The sequence below is a fragment of the Aerococcus sanguinicola genome (assembly GCF_001543145.1).
Taxonomy (GTDB): Bacteria; Bacillota; Bacilli; order Lactobacillales; family Aerococcaceae; genus Aerococcus; species Aerococcus sanguinicola.
Map to the genome: position 1 here is coordinate 770,642 of NZ_CP014160.1, position 24,740 is coordinate 795,381.

18 protein-coding genes are annotated in these 24,740 nt (G+C 49.9%); 2 read left to right on the forward strand and 16 right to left on the reverse strand.

Annotation, left to right across the window (positions count from 1 at the left end):
• Positions 1-77 precede the first annotated feature (77 nt).
• The 12 genes from tkt to AWM72_RS03585 all read right to left on the reverse strand — a co-directional run bounded on the left by tkt (position 78) and on the right by AWM72_RS03585 (position 13,618).
• Positions 78-2,084 carry a transketolase gene (gene tkt, locus AWM72_RS03530; RefSeq protein WP_067973236.1) on the reverse strand — a complete coding sequence of 669 codons (2,007 nt, stop codon included), beginning with the start codon at positions 2,082-2,084 and terminating at the stop codon, positions 78-80.
• A 498-nt stretch (positions 2,085-2,582) separates the two neighbouring features.
• The gene (locus AWM72_RS03535) at positions 2,583-3,284 is read right to left on the reverse strand and encodes a hypothetical protein (RefSeq protein ID WP_067973238.1); all 702 of its coding nucleotides are present in this window, start codon (positions 3,282-3,284) and stop codon (positions 2,583-2,585) included.
• A gap of 11 nt (positions 3,285-3,295) precedes the next feature.
• Positions 3,296-4,021: a DUF5058 family protein gene (locus AWM72_RS03540; RefSeq protein ID WP_070485757.1), complete on the reverse strand. Its 726-nt coding sequence runs from the start codon at positions 4,019-4,021 to the stop codon at positions 3,296-3,298.
• Between the two features lie 156 nt (positions 4,022-4,177).
• Positions 4,178-5,326: an ArgE/DapE family deacylase gene (locus AWM72_RS03545; protein WP_067973244.1), complete on the reverse strand. Its 1,149-nt coding sequence runs from the start codon at positions 5,324-5,326 to the stop codon at positions 4,178-4,180.
• A 178-nt stretch (positions 5,327-5,504) separates the two neighbouring features.
• A complete protein-coding gene (locus AWM72_RS03550) occupies positions 5,505-6,464 on the reverse strand; it encodes a nucleoside hydrolase (RefSeq protein ID WP_067973246.1) in 960 nt (319 codons plus the stop codon).
• A 63-nt stretch (positions 6,465-6,527) separates the two neighbouring features.
• On the reverse strand, positions 6,528-7,277 hold the full coding sequence (locus AWM72_RS03555; protein WP_067973251.1) for a PepSY domain-containing protein: 750 nt from the start codon (positions 7,275-7,277) through the stop codon (positions 6,528-6,530).
• Between the two features lie 112 nt (positions 7,278-7,389).
• On the reverse strand, positions 7,390-8,319 hold the full coding sequence (locus AWM72_RS03560) for a TDT family transporter (protein ID WP_067973253.1): 930 nt from the start codon (positions 8,317-8,319) through the stop codon (positions 7,390-7,392).
• Positions 8,320-8,894: 575 nt separating this feature from the next.
• Entirely contained in the window at positions 8,895-9,092 is a 198-nt protein-coding gene (locus AWM72_RS03565) for a heavy-metal-associated domain-containing protein (RefSeq protein WP_067973256.1), read from the reverse strand.
• Positions 9,092-11,554, reverse strand: coding sequence for a heavy metal translocating P-type ATPase (locus AWM72_RS03570; protein WP_067973259.1), 2,463 nt, complete (start codon positions 11,552-11,554; stop codon positions 9,092-9,094). The genes AWM72_RS03565 and AWM72_RS03570 overlap by 1 nt, the downstream gene beginning before the upstream one ends.
• Before the next feature lie 376 nt (positions 11,555-11,930).
• The gene (locus AWM72_RS03575; RefSeq protein ID WP_067973269.1) at positions 11,931-12,695 is read right to left on the reverse strand and encodes a 3-oxoacyl-ACP reductase; all 765 of its coding nucleotides are present in this window, start codon (positions 12,693-12,695) and stop codon (positions 11,931-11,933) included.
• Position 12,696: 1 nt separating this feature from the next.
• Positions 12,697-12,918, reverse strand: coding sequence for a DUF2829 domain-containing protein (locus AWM72_RS03580; RefSeq protein WP_067973273.1), 222 nt, complete (start codon positions 12,916-12,918; stop codon positions 12,697-12,699).
• 10 nt (positions 12,919-12,928) lie between these two features.
• The gene (locus tag AWM72_RS03585; protein WP_067973278.1) at positions 12,929-13,618 is read right to left on the reverse strand and encodes a hypothetical protein; all 690 of its coding nucleotides are present in this window, start codon (positions 13,616-13,618) and stop codon (positions 12,929-12,931) included.
• Positions 13,619-14,095: 477 nt separating this feature from the next.
• Here AWM72_RS03585 and AWM72_RS03590 point away from each other — a divergent pair, with 477 nt between their 5' ends.
• Positions 14,096-14,959 (forward strand): Cof-type HAD-IIB family hydrolase, encoded by an 864-nt coding sequence (locus tag AWM72_RS03590; RefSeq protein ID WP_067973280.1) that lies wholly within the window; start codon positions 14,096-14,098, stop codon positions 14,957-14,959.
• 2 nt (positions 14,960-14,961) lie between these two features.
• Here AWM72_RS03590 and AWM72_RS03595 read toward each other — a convergent pair whose 3' ends face one another.
• The 4 genes from AWM72_RS03595 to AWM72_RS03610 form a co-directional block, all read right to left on the reverse strand.
• On the reverse strand, positions 14,962-16,287 hold the full coding sequence (locus tag AWM72_RS03595; protein ID WP_067973283.1) for a M18 family aminopeptidase: 1,326 nt from the start codon (positions 16,285-16,287) through the stop codon (positions 14,962-14,964).
• Between the two features lie 123 nt (positions 16,288-16,410).
• Positions 16,411-18,321 (reverse strand): purple acid phosphatase family protein, encoded by a 1,911-nt coding sequence (locus AWM72_RS03600; RefSeq protein WP_067973285.1) that lies wholly within the window; start codon positions 18,319-18,321, stop codon positions 16,411-16,413.
• 1,086 nt (positions 18,322-19,407) lie between these two features.
• Positions 19,408-20,394: a LacI family DNA-binding transcriptional regulator gene (locus tag AWM72_RS03605; RefSeq protein ID WP_067973287.1), complete on the reverse strand. Its 987-nt coding sequence runs from the start codon at positions 20,392-20,394 to the stop codon at positions 19,408-19,410.
• Between the two features lie 172 nt (positions 20,395-20,566).
• Positions 20,567-22,084: a sucrose-6-phosphate hydrolase gene (locus tag AWM72_RS03610; protein ID WP_067973290.1), complete on the reverse strand. Its 1,518-nt coding sequence runs from the start codon at positions 22,082-22,084 to the stop codon at positions 20,567-20,569.
• A gap of 198 nt (positions 22,085-22,282) precedes the next feature.
• Between AWM72_RS03610 and AWM72_RS03615 the strand changes: the two genes are divergently transcribed.
• Positions 22,283-24,265 (forward strand): sucrose-specific PTS transporter subunit IIBC, encoded by a 1,983-nt coding sequence (locus AWM72_RS03615; RefSeq protein ID WP_067973294.1) that lies wholly within the window; start codon positions 22,283-22,285, stop codon positions 24,263-24,265.
• Positions 24,266-24,740: the final 475 nt, after the last annotated feature.

Below are 24,740 nucleotides of genomic sequence, written 5' to 3' on the forward strand. Positions count from 1 at the left end.
CCAAGACCATGTAATAAAGAAGCTAAATAAGAAAAAGGCTGTGCCTTCAATTGGCACAGCCTTATCCTTTAATGGATTTATTTTTGCTTATCAATCACTTGGCGCATCTTGTCTGCTACATTGTCAGCAGTGAAACCTAGTTTTTCCTGGATCAAGTCGCCTGGGGCAGAGAAACCGAACTGGTCAATAGTCAGGCTGGCGCCTTGGCTGCCAGTATAACGTTCCCAACCAAAGGAGGCGCTCATTTCAACAGCCAGACGGGCGGTGACTTGGCTTGGGAGGATGCTTTCCTTGTAAGCTTCATCTTGGGCTTCAAAACGGTCCCAGCTTGGCATGGAGACAACCGCTACGTCCACCCCATCTTCAGCTAATTTAGCTTGGGCTTGGATAGCTAGGGCAACTTCTGAGCCAGTTGCTAAGAGGAGGCCGGCTGCTTGGTCGTGGGCTCCTTGAGCGGGTGACACTACATAGGCTCCCTTATCAATCGGTGCGTGAACAGTCGCTTCTAGACTTGGAAGTCCTTGACGACTAAGAACAAGAACAGTTGGTTGATCTTGGCTTTCAATCGCTTGCTTCCAAGCCGCAACAGTTTCGTTGGCATCTGCTGGACGGATGACTTGCACATTAGGAATGCAGCGGATGCTGGCTAATTGTTCGATAGGCTCGTGGGTTGGGCCATCTTCCCCAACCGCTACGGAGTCGTGAGTCATCACGAAGACAGGCGCTGTCCCTTGAATAGCAGCCAAGCGGAGGGCTGGGCGGAGATAGTCAACAAAGGAGAAGAAGGTCCCCCCGTAGACCTTGCTGCCGCCGTGGAGTTGGATCCCATTCATCGCCGCTGCCATAGCGAACTCACGCACACCGAACCAGACATTGCGTCCAGCATAGTTGTCAGCTGTGAAATCTTCTTCGGCATTGACCATGGTCTTATTAGAAGACGCCAGGTCAGCTGCCCCACCCCAGAGATAAGGCAATTTCTCTGAGAGGGCTTGGAGGACTTCATGGCTGGATTGGCGTGAAGCCAACTTGGAATCTGTATCATAGACTGGCAGGTCTTCTGCCCAGTCACTCGGTAATTCTTGGCTGAAGCCCAGCTCAAAGTCGCGGGCTAAGTCTGGATAAGCTTGGCGGTAAGCCTCAAAGCTTGCTTCCCAATCAGCTTCAGCCTGAGCGCCAGCTTCTACCATTTCTTCCTGGAAGCGAACCTTAACTTCTTCAGGAACGAAGAAATCATCGTTTTCCCACTGGTAGATAGCCTTGGCTGCTAGGATGCCTTCCTTACCTAGGGGTGCCCCGTGGACAGCTGAACTGCCAGCATTAGGTGCCCCGTAACCAATCACTGTCTTCACTTCGATCAGAGTCGGTTGGTCCGTGTGAGCCTTGGCTTCTTTAATGGCTTGGTCAATGGCTGCCATATCGTTACCATCTTCTACCCGGAGATACTGCCAATTATTCGCTTCAAAACGTTGCTGGATATTCTCTGTGAAGGCCTTAGAGGTCGGACCATCTAGGGAAATATCGTTCGAATCGTAGAGCACCACTAACTTGCCGAGACCTAGGTGACCAGCTAAGGAAGCTGCTTCTTGGGAGATCCCTTCCATCAGGTCCCCATCCCCGCAAAGGGCATAGGTATAGTGGTCCACAATCTTGTGGTCGGCTTGGTTATAACGGGCGGCTAAATGGGCTTCAGCCATGGCCATCCCAACAGCCATCGCAATCCCTTGGCCGAGTGGTCCAGTGGTCGCTTCAACCCCGTCTGTATGGTTCACTTCGGGGTGGCCTGGTGTCCGACTTTCCCATTGGCGGAATGCCTTGAGATCATCAATAGTCACGTCATAACCTGCCAAGTGCAAGAGCGAATAAAGCATAGCTGATCCATGACCAGCAGAAAGAATAAAACGGTCACGGTCAACCCAGTTTGTTGACGTTTTAGGGTTCACTTTTAAGTGTTTCGTCCAGAGCACGTAAGCCATTGGCGCTGCACCCATGGGTAAGCCGGGGTGGCCAGAATTAGCCTTCTCAATCATGTCCATACTGAGGGTACGAATCGTGTTTACGCCGAGCTCATCAACTTTATCGAACAATTACTTCACCTCTAAATTATTATTTCTAGGTCCTTGGACCCGGTTACAGTCTATCACTTCTATTATCCTAGAAGCGCCCGGGATATGCAATGTTTAAATTAAATTTTCATCCGATTTCCAGCAAGTAGGAAGTGAGAGTGCGACAAAAATCGTTAAGCTCTGAACCACTTCACAAAGATCTATTTCTCCCGCTAGCCTTTACAGCCTTGCCTCGCTTGTTCATGGCTAACAACCATAATTAAAGCTTCACTACTGCTCATTTTAAATATATTATTCGAACATTGATTGCTTAAATTAAAAGTCTGAAATCCTTATAAAATTAGTCATAAAACATCTCCTTTCACAAGGCCAGCTGTCACAAGAGCGTTCCGCAAAAGAATTATTCTATTGAAAGACATAAAAATCCCCCCTGAATAGATTTTTATTTTTGAAATCTATTCAAGGGGGATTTCACTCCAGTATTTCAGAATTAGCTAACTTTAAGTACAAACATACACTTTAATATTCACTTAAATGCCCCTTCTTATACATGAAGTAAGCGGTAGCTACCGAAATGATCATGCAAGAAATGAGAATATAGGACTGGTATTGGGCGAAGCCCTGGGGTCCTAGGATTAAGAAGATCCCGACCGCAAATAAGATAGGAGCTAGGGATAACTTCTTGTGGTTGAGGATCTGAGGTACCGTAATGGCACCGTAGAGAGCCGGAATGATTTGGTCAAAACCTGGCTTCAGGAAGGGGTGGTTCAGGATAGGAACCAACCAGGAACCGATCAAGAAGGCCCCTAGGATCAAAATAATTATAGTCACAATGGAAGAAATCCCTACACAGATAATGGCGATCACATTCCCCTTATCCGTGCCTGGTTCCACACCAGCAATCTTTTGACCGGCAACAGTTACCGGAATCTTCAAGTTTGTGATATTCCCGGTAATCGAACTGAGATACATAGCGCCTGCTCCGAGGATGGGATAGAAGGAAATATTCTCAACTACCGCTGTGGGAAGGAAGATCGCGATCAGCCCTGAAGCAGCGGCCAGGGCTTTGCCAAAATCAAGACCGACACCTAACCAGTAAGCCGTTCCTAGAGGCACCATGAACATCCCCATTAAGGCAATAATACTCGTGATCCGCCCCAAGCGGTTAATCTCCCGGCTATATTGGGTATCGGATTCAATTTTTCTCTTATTCTCTGCCATACAAGCACCTCCTAAAAGACATTAGCGTAGATAATGACGGCCAACATACCCACAATCATGGAAATGGGCATCGAGAAGTCACTCAAGAGCCGCTGGTCGTAACGTTTGGATAAGGCATTGAGGACCAGGGTACACAAGCCAGCCGCCACAAAAGCTATGATCGACGAAATATTGGCTACATTGGCCACATAAGGCGTGGATAGGGTAATCAGCATAGCGGTAAAGAGGGCTGCAGAGAAGATCCCTACAAAAGCCTTACTCTTAGGATTTTCCCGCATTTTCTGAGACATCTTATCCAATTGTCCCATGAAGAGAATGTTAAAAAGAATTCCCCAGATAATTCCAATCGTCATCACAAACATAATAATCACATAGACCTTTGGCGTTAGGCCCGGGTCGGAAATATCCGTTAACCCTTGACTTTGGGCGGCAATATTAGCCGCTGACCCCTCGTAGACGGCAGAGCCGACAATGGACAAGCGCAACCATGGGAAATATTTTCCCAGGGGCACCGACAGGGCGAGCATCATGACAATAATAGGAAGAGAAGGCACAATGGATAGAAGCGCACTATTGGTCATAGCCCGTTTCAGTACCTCTTTTTCCATGTCAAGTTCCAAACCCCGCTTCCAAGCTTTACGAATAAAGAGCAGGGATTGGATGACAACAATTGCAATAACCAAGGCACAGAGAGCAAAGACCACCGGACTATTGGCAACTTTTAAATAGTCACTCATTATTTTCATCTCCTTTGATAAAAAAGGAGGCTAGGAGCTCATCCCAGTCCCCTCTTCGTTATTTAGATTTTTTGCCTTGCTAGCTAATGATTGACTCATCGCTTAAGCAAGAGTACGACAGATCGCCAGCTATCCTCCGATAGAGGCCCGTCATTTTTAGGCTAAGTAAGTTTTAGCTGTTTCTATATAGAGGTCAATAAATTTCAAGTAGTCTGCTACTTCTACATACTCATCGAGCTTGTGGGCACGGGAGGTTTCCCCTGGGCCAAAGACTGCCAAGTCATAGTCATCACTAATCCGGCCAAAGTTGGAAGCGTCGGTTGCGCCAGCTAGGGTTTGGGTCCCCACTTCCCAATCAGCTGAAGCTTGGATAGCCTTGACTAAGGCATTGTCTGGACTTGATTCAGCGGCTGGATTGTTTTGTAAGAGATTCAATTCCAGACGACCGTCATTCTTCTCGTTCAGTTCATCCATGGTGTCTTGCATCATCTTAACCACTAAGTCATTGCCAGCTTCTGGCACCACCCGAGTATTAGCCTTCATGACTGCCTTGCTGGCGACACTATTGATCTGGGTTCCCGCTTCAATCACGGTGTTCACATTGAGCGAACGGCCCAGTTGGTCATTATAGGCTTCATCCGTATTAAAGGCTTGGTCGAATTTGTCATTCATGATATTGATGTAGTCCACCAAGAGCTGGATGGCGTCGATCCCTTCTTCCGGCATGGAGCTGTGGGCACTCTCCCCATGGGAAATCACTTCATACTGGATAGAGCCTTTGTGGGCATTAATAATAGCTTCATTCCCGCTCGGTTCAGCAATCAAGAAGGCGTCAGCATCATCGAGGTAACCTTCATCAACCAATTGTTCCGAACCTAACATGCCGATTTCTTCCCCAACCGTTAAGGCTAGGCGCAGGGTCCCCTTGAGGTCCGCATTGGCTTCCTTCAATTCAATCAGAGCAATCACGATAGCGGCCAGGCCCGATTTCATATCTGTTGTCCCGCGTCCGTACATCTTGCCGTCCACAATTTCAGCCCCAAAAGGATCATGGCTCCATTCCTCATGGTCACCGGCTGACACCACATCCAGGTGGCCACTATAAACCAAGACCTTACCTTCTTCTTGGCCCTTAATTTCAGCCACTAAGCTGCTCCGTCCTGGGGCATATTCTACCAATTGACTGTCAATACCATGTTCTTGCAAAAGATCAGCAATATACTTAGCCACTTCTTCTTCATGGTCATTTTCACTTGGAATCTGAATAATGTCCTGTAAGACTTTGATACGTTCTTCTTTATTCATCCTAATCTACCTTTCTTCTCAGTAAATGTCATATATTATGTCAAAAAAGATTAAAAGCTACTTATATTTTATCTGATTTTAGTGCTTTTGGCAATTATTAGTTCTTTTTGCGTTATATTATATAACGTTCAATGTAAGAAAAAAGATCCAGACAAAGCTGGATCTTAGTCACTTATATTTAAGCTTCTTGGGCTAGCATGGTGGTAATCCGGGTCATGAATTCTTCGAGGAAGCGGTCCGTATCCACCTGGATGGCAACTGACATGCTAGGGTCTGGATCATTCAAGCGCTCGTTATCGCCAATAGTCCGGCCCCGGCTGGCACCTTCTGTTTCCACCTTCATATTGAGGGGCAGGTAGTCCACCAGATCTTCTTGGACGGCTACCGCAACGGCCAGGGGATCGTGGAGGGCACAACCCTTCAGATGGGGTGAGGTGATTTCATAGGCTTTGATATAGTAGTCGACAATATCAGCCAAAACCCGGCCGGCTTCTGTCCCTAGGGCTCGCCACTTCGCGGTATCCTCATAGGTCAGAAGGGTGCGGAGGGTCACATCCAAGCCAACCATGGTCACATGGACATCACTTCTGAACAAGCGGTCAGCTGCCGCTGGATCTTGGTTGATGTTAGCTTCCGTATAAGGGGTCACATTGCCGCAGACCGTTAAGGCCCCACCCATAATGACAATCTTACCGGCCTTCTTGAGGGTCGCTTCATCTTGGGCCAAGGCCGCATCGAGGTTAGTCATGGGACCCGTAGCCACAATGATTAAGTCTTCGCCATACTGGTCGCAAGCCGACAGGATAAAATCAACAGCGGATTCTTGGCTAGGCTGGCGGGCTGAATCTGCCAAGTCGACATTGCCAATCCCATCCTCACCATGGATGAGGGCTGAAACCTCTAAGACTTCAAAGTCAGACTTGTCGCTAGCATGGGCTAGGCCAGGAAAAACAGGCACCTGGTCCTGACCAAAAAGATCCAAGAGCTTCAAGGCATTGCGAAGGCCATCCGCCATCAAGACGTTCCCATAAGTTCCTGTAATGCCGATCAATTCAACTTCATTTGAAGCAACAGCGTAGGCAATGGCCAGGGCATCATCGATCCCTGTATCCAAATCGAGAATAATTTTTTTCGTCATGGTTCTTACTCCTTATTCACACGGTTCCGGCACGAGGCCTTACTGGACGGTCAAATCTCTAAACTAATCTTGGTCGTAGGCAACAACTTCTCCAGATTCAGCATCAATCTTCACTTCGCCCTTGCTTTGGCGGCCATCGCGGAGGTCCACCTTCCAGTAGAACTTGCCATCGCTGTCGCGCTCAAGTTCCCATTGCGTGGCTTGGTCAGCACGCGCTTCCTTAAGGGCAATTTCAGTAGCCTCTTCTAAACTAATCACTTGGTCTAATTGGAAGCGGTCTTTAGGATCATTGGCACTGCCCACTTCTTCCTTCTTCTCAACAATGGCCAAGTCATCCGCCAAGGTCAAGCTGTAATCCTTGTCGTCATCTTCCCCTTCAATTTCAAAACGAGAATCGCCTTCCGCTTCCACTTCAATGCTAGTCAATTCAGCACTTGGGAACTGGTCTTCGAAGCTCGCAACAGCTTCTTCTAAGTCCTCGCTAATTCTTGCAACGTCAACTTTAGCCCCGCGGCGGTCGGACTGGGACCGGCTAGACTCTGACGAAGTCCGACGAGAGCTTTCTTCTCGGTCATCTCGGTCGCCTTTATCCTCTTGATCATTTTGACTAGCTTCATTGCGGCTAGACTTGTTGCTTTCCTTGGATGCGCTTGAAGACTGGCTCTCTTGGCCTTGGTCCTGGCTATCCTGGCTCGTTTCTGTTTGTGTTAAAGGATCCACCCGTTTGGCTTCCTCGCTCGGTTGAGCCTGGCAGGCCACCAAGAAAGTAGAAGCCAGCAAAACAGTTGAAGTCCGTTTAATCCATTTTTTCATTCGATATTCCTCCTTAAAAGCATATCACATGTCATAAATTTAGCTTAGCACATCTGCCTCTAAGAAGCACTCAAAAGCCCTTCAGGACAAGCTAAAGAAAGAAAAATAAGACCTAGGCCCTAGCGCTTTCTCGAGAATGAAAAATATCTTTCAAATAGCCGTAAGTCACATCGACCAGTATAGCTACAGCGATAAAAGTTTCCAAATGGACCAGCAAGCTGGCAGCACCTAGCTGGCAAGTCAGAACAGGCAGGGCTAATTTTAAGGAAAGAGCAGAAATAACGAGTGGAAAGGTCAAAGCGGCCGACGTTGAAAAGAAGCCTAAAGCAAGCAGACGGGGCAGCTGGACCAAGATACTGACATAGAGACCCTGAGCAACTAGCAGAAGAAGGGCCAAGAGTAAGTGTGAAGGATGTGGAAAACTACTCACATAGGCAGCGACTAAGAGTGAGAAAGGCGCACAGAGAATGGCGGTTGTTAGCTGGGCAGGTTGGGAGAGATCATGTAAAACATAGACCCGGTAGAGCATGAAAGGCATCACCAGAATCCCTCCCAATAAACCTAGATAAAATAGAATTTGTCCTAAGAGCAAGTTGCCATATACTGGAGCCGTCACACTTGCAACGACAAAGCCCACAAAAACCACTCCCCAAGAAGGAAAAACTTGCTGTATCTGCCTCTGCGGAAGATAGCGAAAAGCATAGCGGATAGAAAGATATAAATTAAAAGCAAGGGCCAAGTACCAAATTCCTTCAGCAAGACCAGGAGGGAGGCCCAGAAGTGGCCTTAAGTAAGTTGTCAAGATTATTATGGCCATTGCATAGGTTGGAAAAACAGAAGCTGGCAAAGGATCCTGCATTTCCTTTTTAAAAGTTGCATAATTAACAAGTAAATTCAAAGTATAAGTCAACCATAAGACTAAAGCGAGCCCACCAAGAATAAGGCGCAGGGACTGGCTATAGGACTGAAGCAAGTTGCCCGAAGTCGCCAGTGCTAAAATCAAACCTGACATAGCAAAAGGTTGCCTCTTCAAATAAGTCATAAACTATCCTCCTAAATCTAAAGACATGCTTGCCTTTTTTTGAATTATAGCAAAGAAGCAGACAACTTTAATGAGCAGTTTTCGGTCAAAGGATATGGGAAAATTGAATCAGGGTGTGAGAGGATGCGGGAGAAAGGGACCTCTGGAGTAAAAGACCAGAGAAGGCTGAAAGCCTTCGACGGGCTTTTATGAAGAGGAGCCCTTTCTGCACCCTCGAACCCGACTACACAGAGTGTGAAGGCTGGCGGTTAAATTGATCAACATTCAATCAAAAGTTACGATTGTGAGTTGACGCTATTCAACACCCAAACAGAGCTTCCTATTGTGGCTTGACGATGAGCAACACACAAACAAGTCCCCTGAGTGTGGCTTGACGATAACTAACCCCCACACAAGCCTTCTGATTGTGGGTCCACACCCCGAACGCCCTCGACTACATCAGGATGATTGGGCCAAGCCACCCCAGCAAGCCCAACAAAAAAGCACCAGCACGACTGCCCTGCCCCTAAAAGTTTGGATGAAGGATCCAAAGTTTAGGAATCATAACAGCGTCTGGCGCTTATTTTTTAATGGCACTAGTCTTCCAACTGGTAGTTGGTCCCAGCTAGGGCTTGTTTTAAGTCTTCGACTTCGTAGTCACCACTTACTGTGACTTGTTTTTGGTCGAGGTCGACTTCGGCACTTTCTACGCCGAAGACTTGGCTGAGTGCTTGTTCAACATTTTCTTTACATCCTTGGCACTTGAGCCCAGAGACAGGGTAAGTCTTAGTCATCATTTCATCTCCTGACTCGATGGTTTAAAGCCTTTCAAACGAAGGGCATTTAGTAGGACTGAGATGGAACTAAAGCTCATGGCGGCCCCAGCGATCATCGGGTTGAGGAGTGGCCCACCGAAGATATGGAGGACGCCCATGGCCACTGGAATGCCTAGAACATTGTAGGCAAAGGCCCAGAAGAGGTTCTCCTTGATATTCTTGATGGTGGCCCGGCTCAGTTCGATAGAGGTTGGGACATCGAGCAGGCTGGAACGCATGAGCACAATATCTGCTGATTCGATGGCTACATCTGTCCCCGAACCAATGGCAATCCCAACATCCGCTTGGGCCAAGGCGGGGGCGTCATTGATCCCGTCCCCGACCATAGCAACTTTATGGTCTTGGCCTTGGAGTTTGGCCACCTGCTGGGTCTTATCTTCAGGCAGGACCTCAGAAATCACTTGGTCAATGCCGACCTGGCGACCGATGGCTTCCGCAGTTCGACGGTTGTCCCCTGTCAGCATCACGACCTTGAGCCCCATCTCATGGAGGGCTTGGATGGCAGCCTGGCTATCTTCCTTGACTGTATCTGCCACAGCCACCAAGCCTAAAAGCTCCTGGTTACGAGCCAAAAGCATGGGAGTCTTACCTTCAGCAGCCAGACGGTCCATTTGTTCCGCTGCTGCCTCAGTGTCAACGCCCTGCTCTGCCATCAATTGGGCATTACCCAGGTAGAGGGCTTGTCCATCCAAGCGAACACGGATCCCGCGTCCACTTAAGGCCTCGAAGTCGTCACTCTCTTCCAGAGTCAGGTCCGCTTCCTGAGCCCCTTCAATAATGGCTTGGGCGAGCGGGTGCTCCGAGCCTTGTTCAGCTGAGGCACTCAAGCGGAGCACGTCCTCAGGGCTGAGCTCACTGTAAGTTTCTAAGTCGGTCAAGACCGGCTTGCCTTCCGTAATCGTCCCCGTCTTATCGAACACAATCGTCGTCACTTCTTGAGCAGTTTCCAGGGCATCCCCGCTCTTGAAGAGGACGCCATTCTCTGCTCCCTTGCCGGTACCGACCATGATCGCAGTTGGCGTGGCCAAGCCCAGGGCACAAGGACAGGCAATAATCAAAACAGACACTAGGATGGTGATGGCGAAGTTCCAAGATTCCCCACCGATTAACCACCAAGCCAAGGCTGAAACCACCGCCAAAACAATGACAACGGGGACAAAAACGCCAGACACCTTATCAGCTAGGCGGGCAATTGGCGCTTTAGAGCCCTGAGCTTCTTCGACTAAGCGAACAATTTGGGCCAGGCTGGTATCTTTGCCGACCTTGCTGGCCTTCATTTGGAAGCTCCCATTACTGTTAATCGAAGCGCCGACAACCGAATCCCCGACTTGCTTGTCGACTGGCATGCTTTCACCCGTAATCATGGATTCGTCCACCGCTGATTGACCCTTAATGATCTCACCATCGACTGGAATCTTTTCACCCGGACGCACCTGCAAGATATCACCGGGCTGCAATTGGTCAACACTGACTTCAACGACTTGACCATCACGGACCAGACGAGCCGTTTCTGGTGCTAGGTCCATCAGCTTCTGGATGGCTTCGGAAGTCTTCCCCTTGGACACATTCTCAAAATAGCGGCCCAGGGTAATCAGGGTAAGGATCACCCCAGCGGATTCATAGTAGAGCCGCATGGCGTAAGAACCGTCCCCTTGGCTAATTTGCCAGGTGCTAAACAAACTGTAAAGCACGGCGGCACTGGTCCCTAAAGCGACCAAGGAATCCATATTCGGATGGCCCTTAAAGAGTGCCTTGAAGCCTGTGGTAAAGAATTCACGGTTCAAAATCAGAACTGGCAGCACTAAGGCGAGTTGAGTCAAGGCAAAAGCTAAAGGATGGGCCATGGGGTCGAGGAAGCTTGGCACAGGTAGGCCGACCATATCCCCCATAGCTAAATAAAGCAGGGGCAGCGCAAAGACCGCTGACCAGATAAAACGCCGCCAGAGCCCTTGGATTTGGGTATCCTTTGCTTCTTGCTTGTCTGCCCGCTTAACGGTCGACTTGGTCTGGGCCTGGTAGCCGGTTTCTTCAACCGCTTGGACAATAGCCTGGGAAGAAACTTGGCCACTATCATAGACCACCTGCATCTCTTCAGTGGCTAAGTTGACATTGGCCGCTTCGACCCCGTCTAAGGCCGACACCGCCCTTTCAATGCTTTGGGCACAAGAGGCACAGGACATGCCCGTAATCGCAAATGTCTCCTTGTCTTCAGCTAATTCTAAATGATAGCCGGCATCGGTCACCTCTGCTGCGATATCCTGGGGCTTTAAACGCTCTTCATCATAAGTCACCGTCAATTGCTCTGTCGCGAGGTTGACATTGGCTTCATCCACGCCAGCCATCCCGCTGACTGCCCGCTCAATGGTTTGAGCACAGGAAGCGCAGGACATGCCCGTGATGGGGTAAGTTGTTTTGGTCATTCAATCCTGCTCCTTTCTTCTGTCTACATTTGTAAACTATCTATCTAAAGTATAAGGGGTTGATCTACACTTGTCAACCCCTCACACTTCTTATCATAAAATAATTCTCTAGTTCTTAGTGTTAATAACTAGTAATTAATTGACAATTGTTATATCAGCTAGTTTTGAGCAGCAGTGGAACTTTGAATTTGATCGTTAGCCATGAAAAAGCAAGCGATGTGAATTATGGATCGTAGGCGATTAGCCGTACGAGCCATTTGAAGCTCGCTAGGCGAGAGACCTTGGCTCGAGCCGGTGCCATGGCTCTTCAACGACCAAATTCAAAAGCGGAACGGATGCTCAGCAATATCATTTAGTAAAAATCATAAAACTAAAACTAGCGAATCAGCCAACCTCCGTCAACGGGGAGCACGGCGCCTTGGATATAGTCGGCCCCATCACTGGCTAAGAACAGGGTCAAGGAGGCAACCTCTTCCGGACCGGCCCAACGCTTAACGGGCGTTTGATCCGCTACCCACTGGGCCATTTCAGCGTCATCTTGGAAGTCCTTGGCGTTCATCGGTGTGGCCACCGCACCTGGCGCAATAGCATTGGCCCGAAGTCCCTGGCTGGCATAATCATAGGCCAGCTGCTTGGTGAAACCCACGATGGCGTGCTTGGCCGCCGTATAGGCAATGCCTCCGCCACCAGCAGTCAGACCTGCAATCGAAGCCATGTTGATCACCCGCGAACTGGGCGCCGCTAGCAAGTAAGGCAGGGCCGCTTGGGTCACATAGAAGAGACTGTCCACATTAGTCCGAAAGACTTCCTGCCAGAGCTCATGACTACTTTCAGCTAGGGGCAGGTAGTCGTCTAAGATGCCCGCCGTATTGCAGAGGACATCCAGAGCCCCCCAGTCCGCCAAAAGTTCAGCGATAACTGTCTGGGCTTCAGCCTGGCTTAAGTCCAGCTGGCAGGTTCTCACTTGGTCTTGCCCTTCCGCCCAATCCATCGGTGCTCGGTCGACAGCTAGGACCTGGTGGCCAGCTTCAAGAAAGGCCTGGGCTTGGGCCTGGCCAATCCCAGAAGCTGCGCCCGTTACCAGAACCTTAAGCGGCCGCCTGAGTGATTGTCTTTGGCTAAAGGCTTGAAAAGATTCCATCTTAGTCAACCAAACGCCAGTCTTCAGCTAAAAGATCGCAAACAGTCGGTTGGAAGACACTAAAACCTTCTCCCGCCACCGCAATCAAGAAATAAGGGGTCACTGGACGGCCCTCATATTCCTGACCGGCAACATAACACACATACTCTTCGGCCCCCGACCAGCCCTCACGGATAATGTGGGCGCCGTCTTTTAATTGGGGTAAAATTGCTTCAAAAGTCATTCAACATCTCCTAATTCAAATATTCTTGCATGGTATTGGCTTGGTCAGCGGTCGTGTTCCCAGCAAAGTTAGGGGCTGCTAAGGAAATACCACCTTGTTCATTATAATAGAGATACCATTCTTTAGGGAAGTCCGCTTGGTCATTATCCACTTCAACAACCGTATTCACCTTAATGTCGCGGATTTGACCAGGCAATTGGGCAGAGAAGACTTGGATAGTCTTGGTTGGAACCTGCTTGATCTGCATAGCAAAATTTCCTTGGCCTGGAATATTCACATAGCCTTCATTGTTATCCAAGTTAATATTCTGTGGCGCATTGGCTACGGTATGGGGAATCACAAAGCTGATAGCACCGACATTCTCAGCGGAGACACCATAAGGATAATCATCCCCCTGGGCAGAACCTTGAACTGTTACATCTTCGCCGTCTGCAGATTCTTGGTCAGAAGCCTGGCTGGACTGGTCGCTCGACCCCTCCTCAGCATCTTTTGAGCTCGCTGATGAAGCATCATCTTTGCCGTCTTGGCTTTTGGCTGCATCGGCTTGGCTATCGGCTGCTGCCTCCCCTGCTTGACTAGTCGTATTGGCCTGGCTAACGCTTCCTGCTTCATTATTCTGTGCACTATCCTGGCTACAAGCGGCCAAGAGGAACACACTGGAAGCCAAGAGTAACTTGCTAGCAAATTTTGTCATTTTCATCATGATCTCTCCTATTCTAACAAATACTATAGCGCTTACTTATAACTTCATTATAGCAAGCCTCCGACAAAAGTTAAAACAAAGGCCCTTATCCTCCATCAAAAAACAAAAAAGTCGAGCGCTTACTCGACTTTTTCGTATAAGGCAGGCCATAGCCTCCCTTACTAGCTGCCAGTCTCCCATTAGACTAACGCTTAACTTAAAAAGAAAATCTCAAAGGGGCTAAGGAAGCTGATGAATGTCGTTTGTACTGAGAAAAGGTATCATTATCCTTGTATGCACTTGCCCCCTAGACCTCGTTCAAGTCTCCCCTAGTTTAGGCCTAAAGTTCCGAGAAAGAAAGTTCAAATCTTTCTCGGATCCAGTAGTTTTTGCTGACAAGATAGACAGTTTATCTTAAGATAGAACTGGAAAAGAAGACCAGACTCTTAATAAAATATCCCTTTATCACACAGTCTTCAGAAAGGATAGGATTCGATGATAAAACTGATTGCTTCTGATATTGACGGCACCCTGCTCACAGACCAAGGTATTATGAGTCCCCAAACCCACCAGGCTATTCACCAAGCCATCGCAGAGGGGATCGAATTCTTGCCGGTGACAGGGCGGGGCTATGCGGCGGCCCAGAATATTATCGGCATGCAGGGGCTCCAGGTCCCTATGATTAACCTCAACGGGGCCCTGGTCTCCTCCGCCCAAGGCCAAGCCTTAAGCCAATTGCCCCTGCCCCAGGACCAGGTCCTCGCCATGCGCGACTTCCTCGACCAGGCAGGCGTTCGCTATTCCCTCGTCAGCCAGGATTGCTATTACACCACCGATCCCGACCGCTACCAAGCAGGCATCAGCCGCTTTCTCAAAGATCAAGCGGCCAGCCACCAGCAAGCAGGTATCCCAACACCTGCTATCGACATTGACCAAGCCAAGGCCTTCATCCAAGACATAGGCAGACTTAAGGAGCTGCCCCAGCAGGACTTCCTCAAGCTAATCTTCTTCACAGACCAGGAAGACATCCGCCAAAGCTTCCGCGAGCATTTTGCTGGGGACAAGCTCCTCACCCTGTCGTCTTCAGGCCGCCATAATGTAGAAATCACCCAGGCCAAGGCGAGCAAGGGCCAGGCTTTAACCAAGTACCTAGAGGAAGCCGGTTACCAAAGAGATGAGGTCCTGAGCATCGGTGACTCCTACAATGACTTGTCCATGTTCGCCGTCACGGGACATAGCTATGCCATGGGCAATGCTGAGCCCGCTGTCCAAGCCCAGGCCAGGGCCCTAGCCCCTAGCAACCAAGAGGACGGAGCGGCTTGGATGATCCAAGAGCTCTTAGCTGGTCGGATTGGCTAAGTCTACTTACGGTCAAGTTTAAAGCCAGATTGATCATCTTGGCGGAGGCGGTACTGGAAGAAGTCCACGATGAGATCGCGCATGTAGGCTGGATCATCGACCCCCGCGCTTTCATAGCTCGAATGCATGGCAAGCTGGGCCAGGCCAATATCTACCGCATTCACCGAAACCTGCTGCATGGCCAGGTTACCTAAAGTAGACCCGCCAGCCTGGTCCGAACGATTAGCAAAGAATTGAAGGGGGACGCCGGCCTCTTTAGCAATGACTTTGATAAGGGCCCGGCTGACCCCATCCGAGGTATATTTCTGACCAGCATGGGTCTTCACCACTACCCCAGCATTCAGCTCTGGATAATTGCTTTCATCCATCACTTCAGGGTGGTTAGGATGGATGGCATGGGCATTGTCCGCGCTGATGAGGAAACTCGAAGCCAAGCGCTGGTAGTAAGAAACCTCATCGCCTCCTAGATTAAAGTGGATCCGGCGCAGGACATCTTTAAGGAAGGTCGACAAGGCTCCTTGCTTGGTTCCGCTCCCCACCTCTTCATTATCAAAGCAGGCGTAGACACTGGTTGTTTGGGGATGGTGAGCTTCCCCCTCGAGAAAACCAGCCAAAGTAGTAAAAGCAGAGGCCAAGTTATCCAATTGGGGAGCCGAGAAGAATTCCTTGTGGGCACCCCAAATCCGCCCAGGCATCCGGTGGTAGAGACTCAGCTCCATATCCAGGATGGCGTCAGCTGGCAGGTCCAATTCCTCAGCCACCAGAGCTTTGAGGTCACCCTTTTGCGCTTTCTTACCAGCGAGGAGGGGGATCATATCCACTTGCGGATTCAAGGCCACCCCCTGGTTCATCTTCCGGTTCATGTGGATAGCCAAGTTCGGAATAAGGACCAGGTCGCGGTCAAAGGCCAAGAGCCGACTGCTGATTCCTCCCTCTTCCTCGACCAAGACACGGCCCGCCAAAGACAGGGGGCGGTCAAGCCAGGACTGGGCAATCATCCCTCCGTAAGGCTCCGTATTTAAGCGCAAATACTTATCATCCTTCAACTCTGCCCGCTCCTTCAAACGGTAGTGGGGCGAATCTGAGTGTGAAGCTACCAGATTAAAGCTATAGTCATGCGTATCTTCAGCCACTTTAAAGGCAATCAGGCTGGACTGGTTGCGGGTGGTGAAGTAAGTTTGACCAGGCGCCAAGTGCCAAGCCTCTGCCTCCGTCAGCTCCTGGAAGCCTTGGTCCAAAAGCCGGCGCCGGATCTCCGCCACCGCATGAAAAGCCGTCGGAGACTTCTCAATAAAATCAATCAACTCTTCCGTCAAATCTAGGGACATAACCATCTCTCCTTCATTTCAAAACTTGATTATTACTAGCATACCCCATTCATCCAGGCAAAGAAAGTAGAAAAGGATGCCACGTTCATCGCGGCATCCTTTTCTTGTTATAAGTTCATCAATTTAGGCATTCTGGTCTTTCTTAATCCCGTAAGAATCAACCAGTTCAACCGTCCGTTCTTCCCCTTCGTGGAGGTTACCGCTCATTTCATAGAATTCAATCAAAAATTCATCTTCGGTGACGGTGTAAACCGCGAAGTTTTGGTTTTGGGATTGACGGTAGTTTTCGTGTTTGTGGTCGAATTTAGGTGAGTCATCTGGTTGTTTGGCTACATCGAAGAGGCCGTTCCAAAGTTCCACATCTTCTTCGGTCATCCAGTCTAATTTTGGACGGACCTTGTGAACATGGTCAGCACCCTTCATGTAGATGGCGTCATAAGCCTTAGTCCCTGAGGTGTTCGGGATGATATAGGTTACCCCTTCCGGATTCACATGGTATTCCACGCCGTCTTTTTCTGTCTTTTCGGTGTCTTCAACTTCACCGTAAGAGAAGTTATCGGAAGTATAAACCAGAGACTTGGTCCGGGTTAAGTTGTGGTCGTGCCCTTGGAGAACCACATCGACATCGAGTTCATCCGCTAATTTAGCGAATTCTTCCCGGGTCACTTGAACGTCCTCATCTTGGAGGGCGTGGTAGGAAGCCGAGTAGATGGGTTTATGGTAGGCCAAGATGATCCAGTTAGCCCCATTATCGCGGGCTTCTTGAATGTCTTGCTTAGCCCATTCCATCTGTTCCTTACCGATAGCACCTTGTTCAGGATTATCTTCCGATTCCTTGTTGTCGTTAGTGTTTAAGACCACAAAGTGAGCGCCGTTGTAGTCGTAGGAATAGTAGGAGCCCCCGGTCATGGCGTCATTGGTAATCGGCACATTGGTATGTTCGTTAAAGGCGGTTAAGTCCTTTTCGTCCCCTAGAACGGTATATTCATCGTGGTTACCTGGGGTGTAGGCATGAGGCAAGTGGAGGTTTTGGTCTTGGGACATATCCAAGTTATCTACCCATTCGTCTTCAACTTCTGCCACTTCAACGAAGTCCCCAGTGTGGAGAGCAAAGTCAGCGTCAGGTGCAACTTCTAGGGCATGGGCAAGGGTGTCTGCCCCGTAAGCGGCCTCATTATTGACATTGGCATTCCAATAAGCATTCTGGGTATCAGTATAGTGGATAAATTGGAAAGCTTCGCCCTTTTCACCAGAAGTTCTGAAGGAACCAACCTTAGAATAGCCACCCTCGTCAGAACCCACTTGGTAGTAGTATTGGGTATCTGGCTCCAGGTCATCCGCTTCAGCCTTGTAGGAGTATTCGGTCACATCTTGGAGTTCCAAGTAACCCAAGGAGCTCCCTTCAGAAGTCCATTCGGTATTGTCGGTCGTGATTTGTTCGTCGGTGAAGTAACCTTCAACTTCTTCCGGCTCACCGTTCTCGTCGACAATAAAGTTACCGTCTTCATCCTTAGTGGCTGCCGCATAGATATAGTAGCCATCCTTGTCGCGTTCCGCATATTCAGAAGTTACTTCCGTCGCTTCCGCAGCGAATTCAAGCGGATTGGACATATCTTCTGACTTAGATACCTTGACCTTAGCATCTGGCATCTGGTCTGTTGTATACCAGTTGAAGCCCATGGCATCGTTGGTTTCTTCTAAAAGGTTGGTCGCGATCCGGTTGGGTTCATTATTGACAGGAACAGGGGCCACTTCTGGCTTCTCATTCTGGAGTTCAATTAAATCCAAGCCATTCTCTTCCCCATAGACAGGATCAACTTCCTCGGACTCTTCGCCTTCCTTAGACTCTGAAGACGCCGCAGAGCTTTCAGAAGCTTGGTCTGACGAAGCGGACTCACTAGAAGCCACACTCTCCTCAACCGCATCCTTAGCCGGCGCTTCCTCTGCAATATTCCCAGATTCGGCACATGCCCCTAACACAAACACAGACGTCAGCAAGAGGCCAACTTTCTTGAACTTACTATCCCAATTCACCTGGTCTGATTCCTCCTTCAAATTAATCGGTCTTTTATTATTACTAAAAACCTAACTAAGACTAACTATAACAGAAGCATGTAAATACTCTGTAAACATTCGGTAAGGATTAAGTAAATGTATACAGGGTGTGAGCAAAGGCGGTTAGAAAAGGATGACTGGAGGCAAAAGGGATAAGAGCGGCTTTAGCCGATCGTTCCCTTTTGCTGAAGTCACTCCTTTTCTGCCTTTGCGAACCCGACTAGGAAGGGTGTGAGGGCTGGCGGGAGAAATAGACCTCTGGAGGCAAAAGCCAGAGAAGACTGAAAGTCTTCGGCGGCTTTTGGTGAAGAGGAGCTATTTCTGCCAGGCCGAACCCAACTAGGAAGGGGGCGAGCAAGAGCGTCCAGACTTAAATGATTGGAGGCAAAAGGGATAAGAGCGGTTTTAGCCGATCGTTCCCTTTTGCTGAAGTCACTCCTTTTCTGCCTTTGCGAACCCGACTAGGAAGGGTGTGAGGGCTGGCGGGAGAAATAGACCTCTGGAGGCAAAAGGCCAGAGAAGGCTGTAAGCCTTCGACGTCCTTTTGTGAAGAGGAGCCCTTTCTGCATCCTCGAACCCGACTACAGGGTGTGAGAAAGGCCCTGCACAATCAGGTTAATCTGCAATCAAAAGCTCCGAGTGTGGCTTAGCACCGGCCAATCCACAATTGGAGGCCCCTTGTCTAGGTTCGTAAGGATCAAGCCACAATTAAGACCTCCAATTGTGAGTTAAAAGTAAGGAAACCACACTCGAGACTTCCGGGTGTAGCTTAACATTACCTAACCCACACTCGAAGGCCGCAAATGCGGATTAATGACACCCGACATTAAAACTATCTCCAAATAATTTTTAATAGGATAAATGTAAAAGCTAGCAAGGCCCTCGCTAGCTTTTTTCATTATGCTGAGCAAAATCATCTTACTTAGCAGCGGACCTACTCGCTAACCTATCCCCCATTCGAAAGCCCCACCAAGCCGATATCCAATAAAGAAGAGAAAAGGCATCAGAACAAGCTCTCACAACTTGTTTTGATGCCTTCTGATAATTTAGTACTCTCATACCCAGCTAGACTGTTGACCCAGTCCAAACTGAAACGGGATACTTGTAATTAGAAACCGTATCCGCACCTCCCCGATGCCGATCCGGCTGGTCCAAAACTAGGTGGACCAATTGTTCCGCACAGGCGGCGATGGGTTGGACGATGGTGGTCAGGTAGGGGAAATAATCCCGCATCAATCGGCTGCCGTCATAGCCGACCAACTTCAGGTCAGCCGGCAGGCGCAGTCCTAGGGCTTGGGCTTCTTGGTAGACCAAGAGCGCGGTCAAGTCATCGGTACAAAAAACACCATCCCAGTCCTCTTGACTAAGCAGGCGCTTGATTTCAGACCGCTTGACCAGGGGCGACTGGCTGGGCAAGAAGGAATAGACCTGCTTGACTAGGCCCGCCTCCGCCATCACGGCTTCATAGGCGGCCAGCCGGTCGTTGGTTGGGGAATCCGAGGCTAGGGACCCAGTCAAACAGGCGATCTTTTGGCAGCCCTTGTCCACCAAGAGACGGCTTGCCAATTCGCCCCCTTGGTAGTTGTCGCTCCCTACAATAGGGATGCGGTCGGACAAGTAACGGTCGAAGGAGACGACCGGCGCCTGGATGGTCTGGTACTCCTCAATGCCCAGGTTATGGGCGCCCGCAATAATGCCGTCCACCTGGTTAGCGACCAACATACGCAGATAGGCCTTCTCCTTGTCGGGGTCGTCGGCACTGTCGCAGAGAATCATCCGGTAGTCGCGTTGGGATAGGAGGTTTTCAATCCGGTCCACCAAGTCACCATAGAAGGGGTGAGCCACGCTGGGCATAATCACCCCGATCAGCTGGGTCCCCTTACCTTGGAGGGACCGGGCCAGCTGGTTGGGCTGGTAGTTCAAGTCGGCCATGGCTTGGTGGACCTTATCGATAGTCTTCTGGCTCAGGTAGCCATAATTGTTGATCACCCGCGAAACTGTGGTGGCAGACACCCCCGCCCGCTCAGCCACATCTGTTAATTTCACCGCCATCTTGTCACTTCTTTCTCTTTAAATTAGAGGTTGGAACGAAATCTCTAGACTCTTTTTAAACAACGAACATTTTTCAAAAACCTGTTCCAAAAGTCAGTCCTGACATCCACTTCACGAACTATGTCCAATCGTTGGCCAACGATTGGACATAGTTCGCTCCAGTGATTCAGGCCTAATCGACTTTTGTCACACTCTCTTCCATAGCGCGCAAGGCCCAGACCTGACCCGAAACCTGGCCGCTTCCCTGGATATAGGTCTGGCCAGCCTCCTTAGACCGCGGATAGACCGGAGTCGTCAGCGTCTCTTCCCCGCCGTTGACAAAAATCTCCAGCAAGGAATGGTCGAGGTAGAGGGTCAGATTCAGGGCCTGGCCAGCTGGCAAGTCAAGGGCCCGTTGGTAGCCATAATCAGATGCCATCCGCACGCCCGCTGCCGTTTGTTCCAGGGTCAACTGGCCAGCCTCTAAATCAAAAGCTAAGACGACCGCTCCCTCAGCATCAGCCGCAGCAAAGAGCTCTAAACGTCCCTTACTTCCTGGCGCTAGGTGGATTTGGATCTCTTCTTGGCCCGCGCATAGAGACGGCAAGGACTGGCGGCCTTCCGCCAGATCCAAGCTAAAGTCGCTCGAGTCTTGGCGCAAGACATGCAGCTCGTCAACAGGTCGCTGGTAGAGACGCCCGTCCACTAGGGTCAGCTCCTTAACCAGGCTCAGGGAATGGGCCCAGCCTTCCTCAGCCGTTACCGCTGGCATATCCGGAAGGCCCAACCAGGACACCGCCAGGACCCGACCGTCTGGGGCTTGGATGGCCTGGCTAGCATAGAGGTCAAAGCCCTGGTCAACTAGCTGCATGGGGCTAGGGTCGACAAAGGCCAGCTTATCCCAGTCAAAGGCCCGACCCACGATATACATATTGGGATAGATATTAGCGTAAGCCGCCGTTTCCTGGTCCAGGCCTTGGGGACAAAAGATAAGAACAGGCTGGTCGTCGATAAAGACTAGGTTGGGGCACTCCACCATGTAGCCCAGGTCAGCTTGGCCCAGGTCCAATTCCCCAGCCATCTCCCAGTTGAGAAGGTCATCACTCTTGTACATGAGGACTCGGCCTTCTCTGTTGACCGTCTGGGCCCCGATACAGATCCAGTACTGGCCAGCGCGACGGAAGATTTGAGGATCGCGGAAGTCAGCCGTGTAGCCCTGGGGTTGGTGGATCAAGACCTGGTCGATCTTTTCAATCTGACCATCTTGGGCAAGCCAGGCCCCCATCTGATAGGTCTCCCGGTCCCCATCAACATCTCGGACATTGCCGGTATACATTAAGAAGAGCTTGTCACCCACCGGCAGGGCTGAGCCCGAATAGACCCCGTGGGAATCGTATGGCGTATCCGGTTGCAGGGCCAGGCCCTGGTCTTGCCAGTCGACCAAGTTATCCGACGTCATCTGGTACCAGGACTTCAGGCCATGAACCGGGCCATAGGGGTAATATTGGTAGAAGAGCTGCCATTGCCCGTTAAAATACGAAAAGCCATTGGGATCATTCAAGAGCCCCCCGGCTGGTTGGATATGATAGGCTGCCCGCCAATCCGAAGCCGCTTGGGACTTGCGCAAGGACTCTTGGTAACCCTCGGGCCAGTCCGCATAAGGGGTATAGCGCAATTCTCGTGTCCAGTCTGTGATCCATTCCATTCCCATCACTCGCTTTCTTTTTTAGATAAGCATAGCTGAAATCGCTTACCCTGTCAATCATTTAACAGACTCTAATTGAGTATTTAAAGCTGTTTTTTTAACCATTTAAAATAATTCAACTTTTTTATGATAAACGTTTGACATTTTATAAATTCCGCGTATCATATAAGGCAAGTAAAACGTTTTCAAGGAAGGAGATTACTTATGGACCATAGAAAAGTTGCTGAAGATGTTGTGAAGGCACTGGGGACGGATAATATCCAAGCGGCCGCCCACTGTGCTACCCGTCTACGCTTGGTGCTCAAAGACGAAGATAAAATCGACCAGGGGGCCCTGGATAATAATCCCGGGGTCAAGGGAACCTTCTCTGTCAATGGCCAGTACCAAATTATTATCGGAGCGGGGGATGTCGACAAGGTCTACGCCGAACTCGCCCAATTAACTAATGCCAAGGAAACCTCGACCGAAGAACTCAAGGCGGTGGCCCAAGACAAGGGGGCTTCCAACCCGCTGATGGACTTCGTCAAAGTGCTGTCGGATATCTTTGTCCCGGTCCTCCCTGCCCTGGTTGGTGGTGCCCTGCTCATGGCCCTCAACAATGTGCTCACGGCAGAAGGCCTCTTCGGGGCCAAGTCCGTTATCGAGACTTACCCCGCCCTGGCCGACTTGGTGGACATGGTCAACCTCATTGCCTCTGCCCCCTTCGCCTTCCTGCCCGTCCTGATCGGCTTCTCCGCCACCAAACGCTTCGGCGGCAATGGCTACCTGGGAGCCGCTATGGGGATGGCCATGGTCATGCCCCAATTGGTCAATGGTTATGACGTCGCCAATGTAGCTGCAGCAGGTGAGATGCCCTTCTGGAATATCTTCGGCCTGAATGTGGCCCAAGCTGGCTACCAGGGATCCGTTATTCCCGTCCTAGCCGTCGCCTGGATCCTCGCTCAATTGGAAAAATTCTTCCATAAGAAGATTCCAGCGGCCTTTGACTTCACCTTCACCCCTATGCTCACCCTCATCATCACCGGCTTCCTCACCTTCGTCTTGGTCGGCCCCATCATGCGGACCGTTTCGGACGGCCTAACTAATGGCCTAGTCTGGCTCTACCAAACCACAGGGGCAATCGGCTTAGGAATCTTCGGGACCTTCTACTCCCCCATCGTCATTACTGGACTCCACCAGAGCTTCCCCGCTATCGAAACCACCCTCATCGCCAACATTGCCCAGACAGGAGGATCCTTCATCTTCCCCGTCGCTTGTATGGCTAACCTAGCTCAAGGTGGCGCCTGCTTTGCGGTCATGTTGATGACCAAGGACGACAAGGTGAAAAACTTGGCCTCAGCTTCCAGTGTTTCTGCCATGTTGGGCATCACGGAACCCGCTATCTTCGGAGTCAACCTCAAGCTCCGCTTCCCCTTCTTCTGCGCCATGATCGCTTCAGGGATCGCCAGCGCTTTCATCGGCTTCTTCCATGTCCTGGCGAGCGCTATGGGATCTGCCGGCTTGATCGGTTTCATCTCCATCCGTTCCGACTCCTGGGGTCCCTTCCTCATCGGTATGGTCCTGAGCCTCGTCCTCTCCTTCACCTTCACCTACCTCTACGGCCGGAAAAAACTAGCCCAGCCTGCAGCTGAAACCGCAGCAGTGGGCGCAAGCGCCGCCCAAGAAGAAGCCGCAGTAGCAACTGAGGCAGAGAGTCAAAGCCAGGAAGACAGCTCTTCAAAAGAAGGCTCGTCTGTCATCAGTATCGGCCCAGCAGCTAGCGGCCAGTTCATTGCCCTAGAGAATGTCAACGACCCCGTCTTCTCACAGAAAATGATGGGCGACGGCTTGGCTATTGATGCCGACAAGGGGACCGTCTACGCCCCCGCAGATGGGGAAATCACGGTTGCCTATGACAGCCAGCACGCTTACGGCATCAAGACCCAGGAAGGCGTTGAAATCCTCATCCATATCGGTATCGACACCGTCAACCTAGAAGGCCAAGGCTTCGAAAGCCTAGTCGAACAAGGCGACCAAGTAAGCAAGGGTCAAGAACTCGGCCACTTCGACATCGAAGCCATCAAAGCAGCCGGCTACGACCCCACCGTTATGGAAATCATTACTAATACCGCAGACTACCAAGACATCCAAGTGGTAAAGGAAGGCAAAATCACCCTCGACCAAGAGGTACTTAGTATTCAAAAATAAAAAGTATCAGATCAATCTCAAATAGAAGAAAAGATAGGAATCAGTACTTAGGTACGAAGGAGGATTTTTAGGACTTCAGCATAATTCATAAAAGGGAATGTTAATTTTGCTTGTTAAAGCATTAAAAAAATCGCAATTTCTACTCTTTCTTCGTAGTATTCACGTCTAGTAATTACTAGTTATTCTCTTTTACCGACTATTTTTGAGCAGGAGTGGAGCGTTGAAGTTGGTCCTTAGCCATGAACAAGCAAGCGATGTGAATTAGGGATAGTCGGCGTAAGCCGTTACTAGCCCTTTGAAGCTCGCTAGGTGAGGGACCTTGGCCCGAACCGATGCCATGGCTCTTTAAGGACCAAATTCAAAAGCGAAACGGATGCTCACCAACGGGTTTCGATAAAAATTCGTATTTCATATGGAGGCAGAATTGTTATCTATACCTCTTAAAATAAATAATGTTAGAATAAAGTTAATCCAG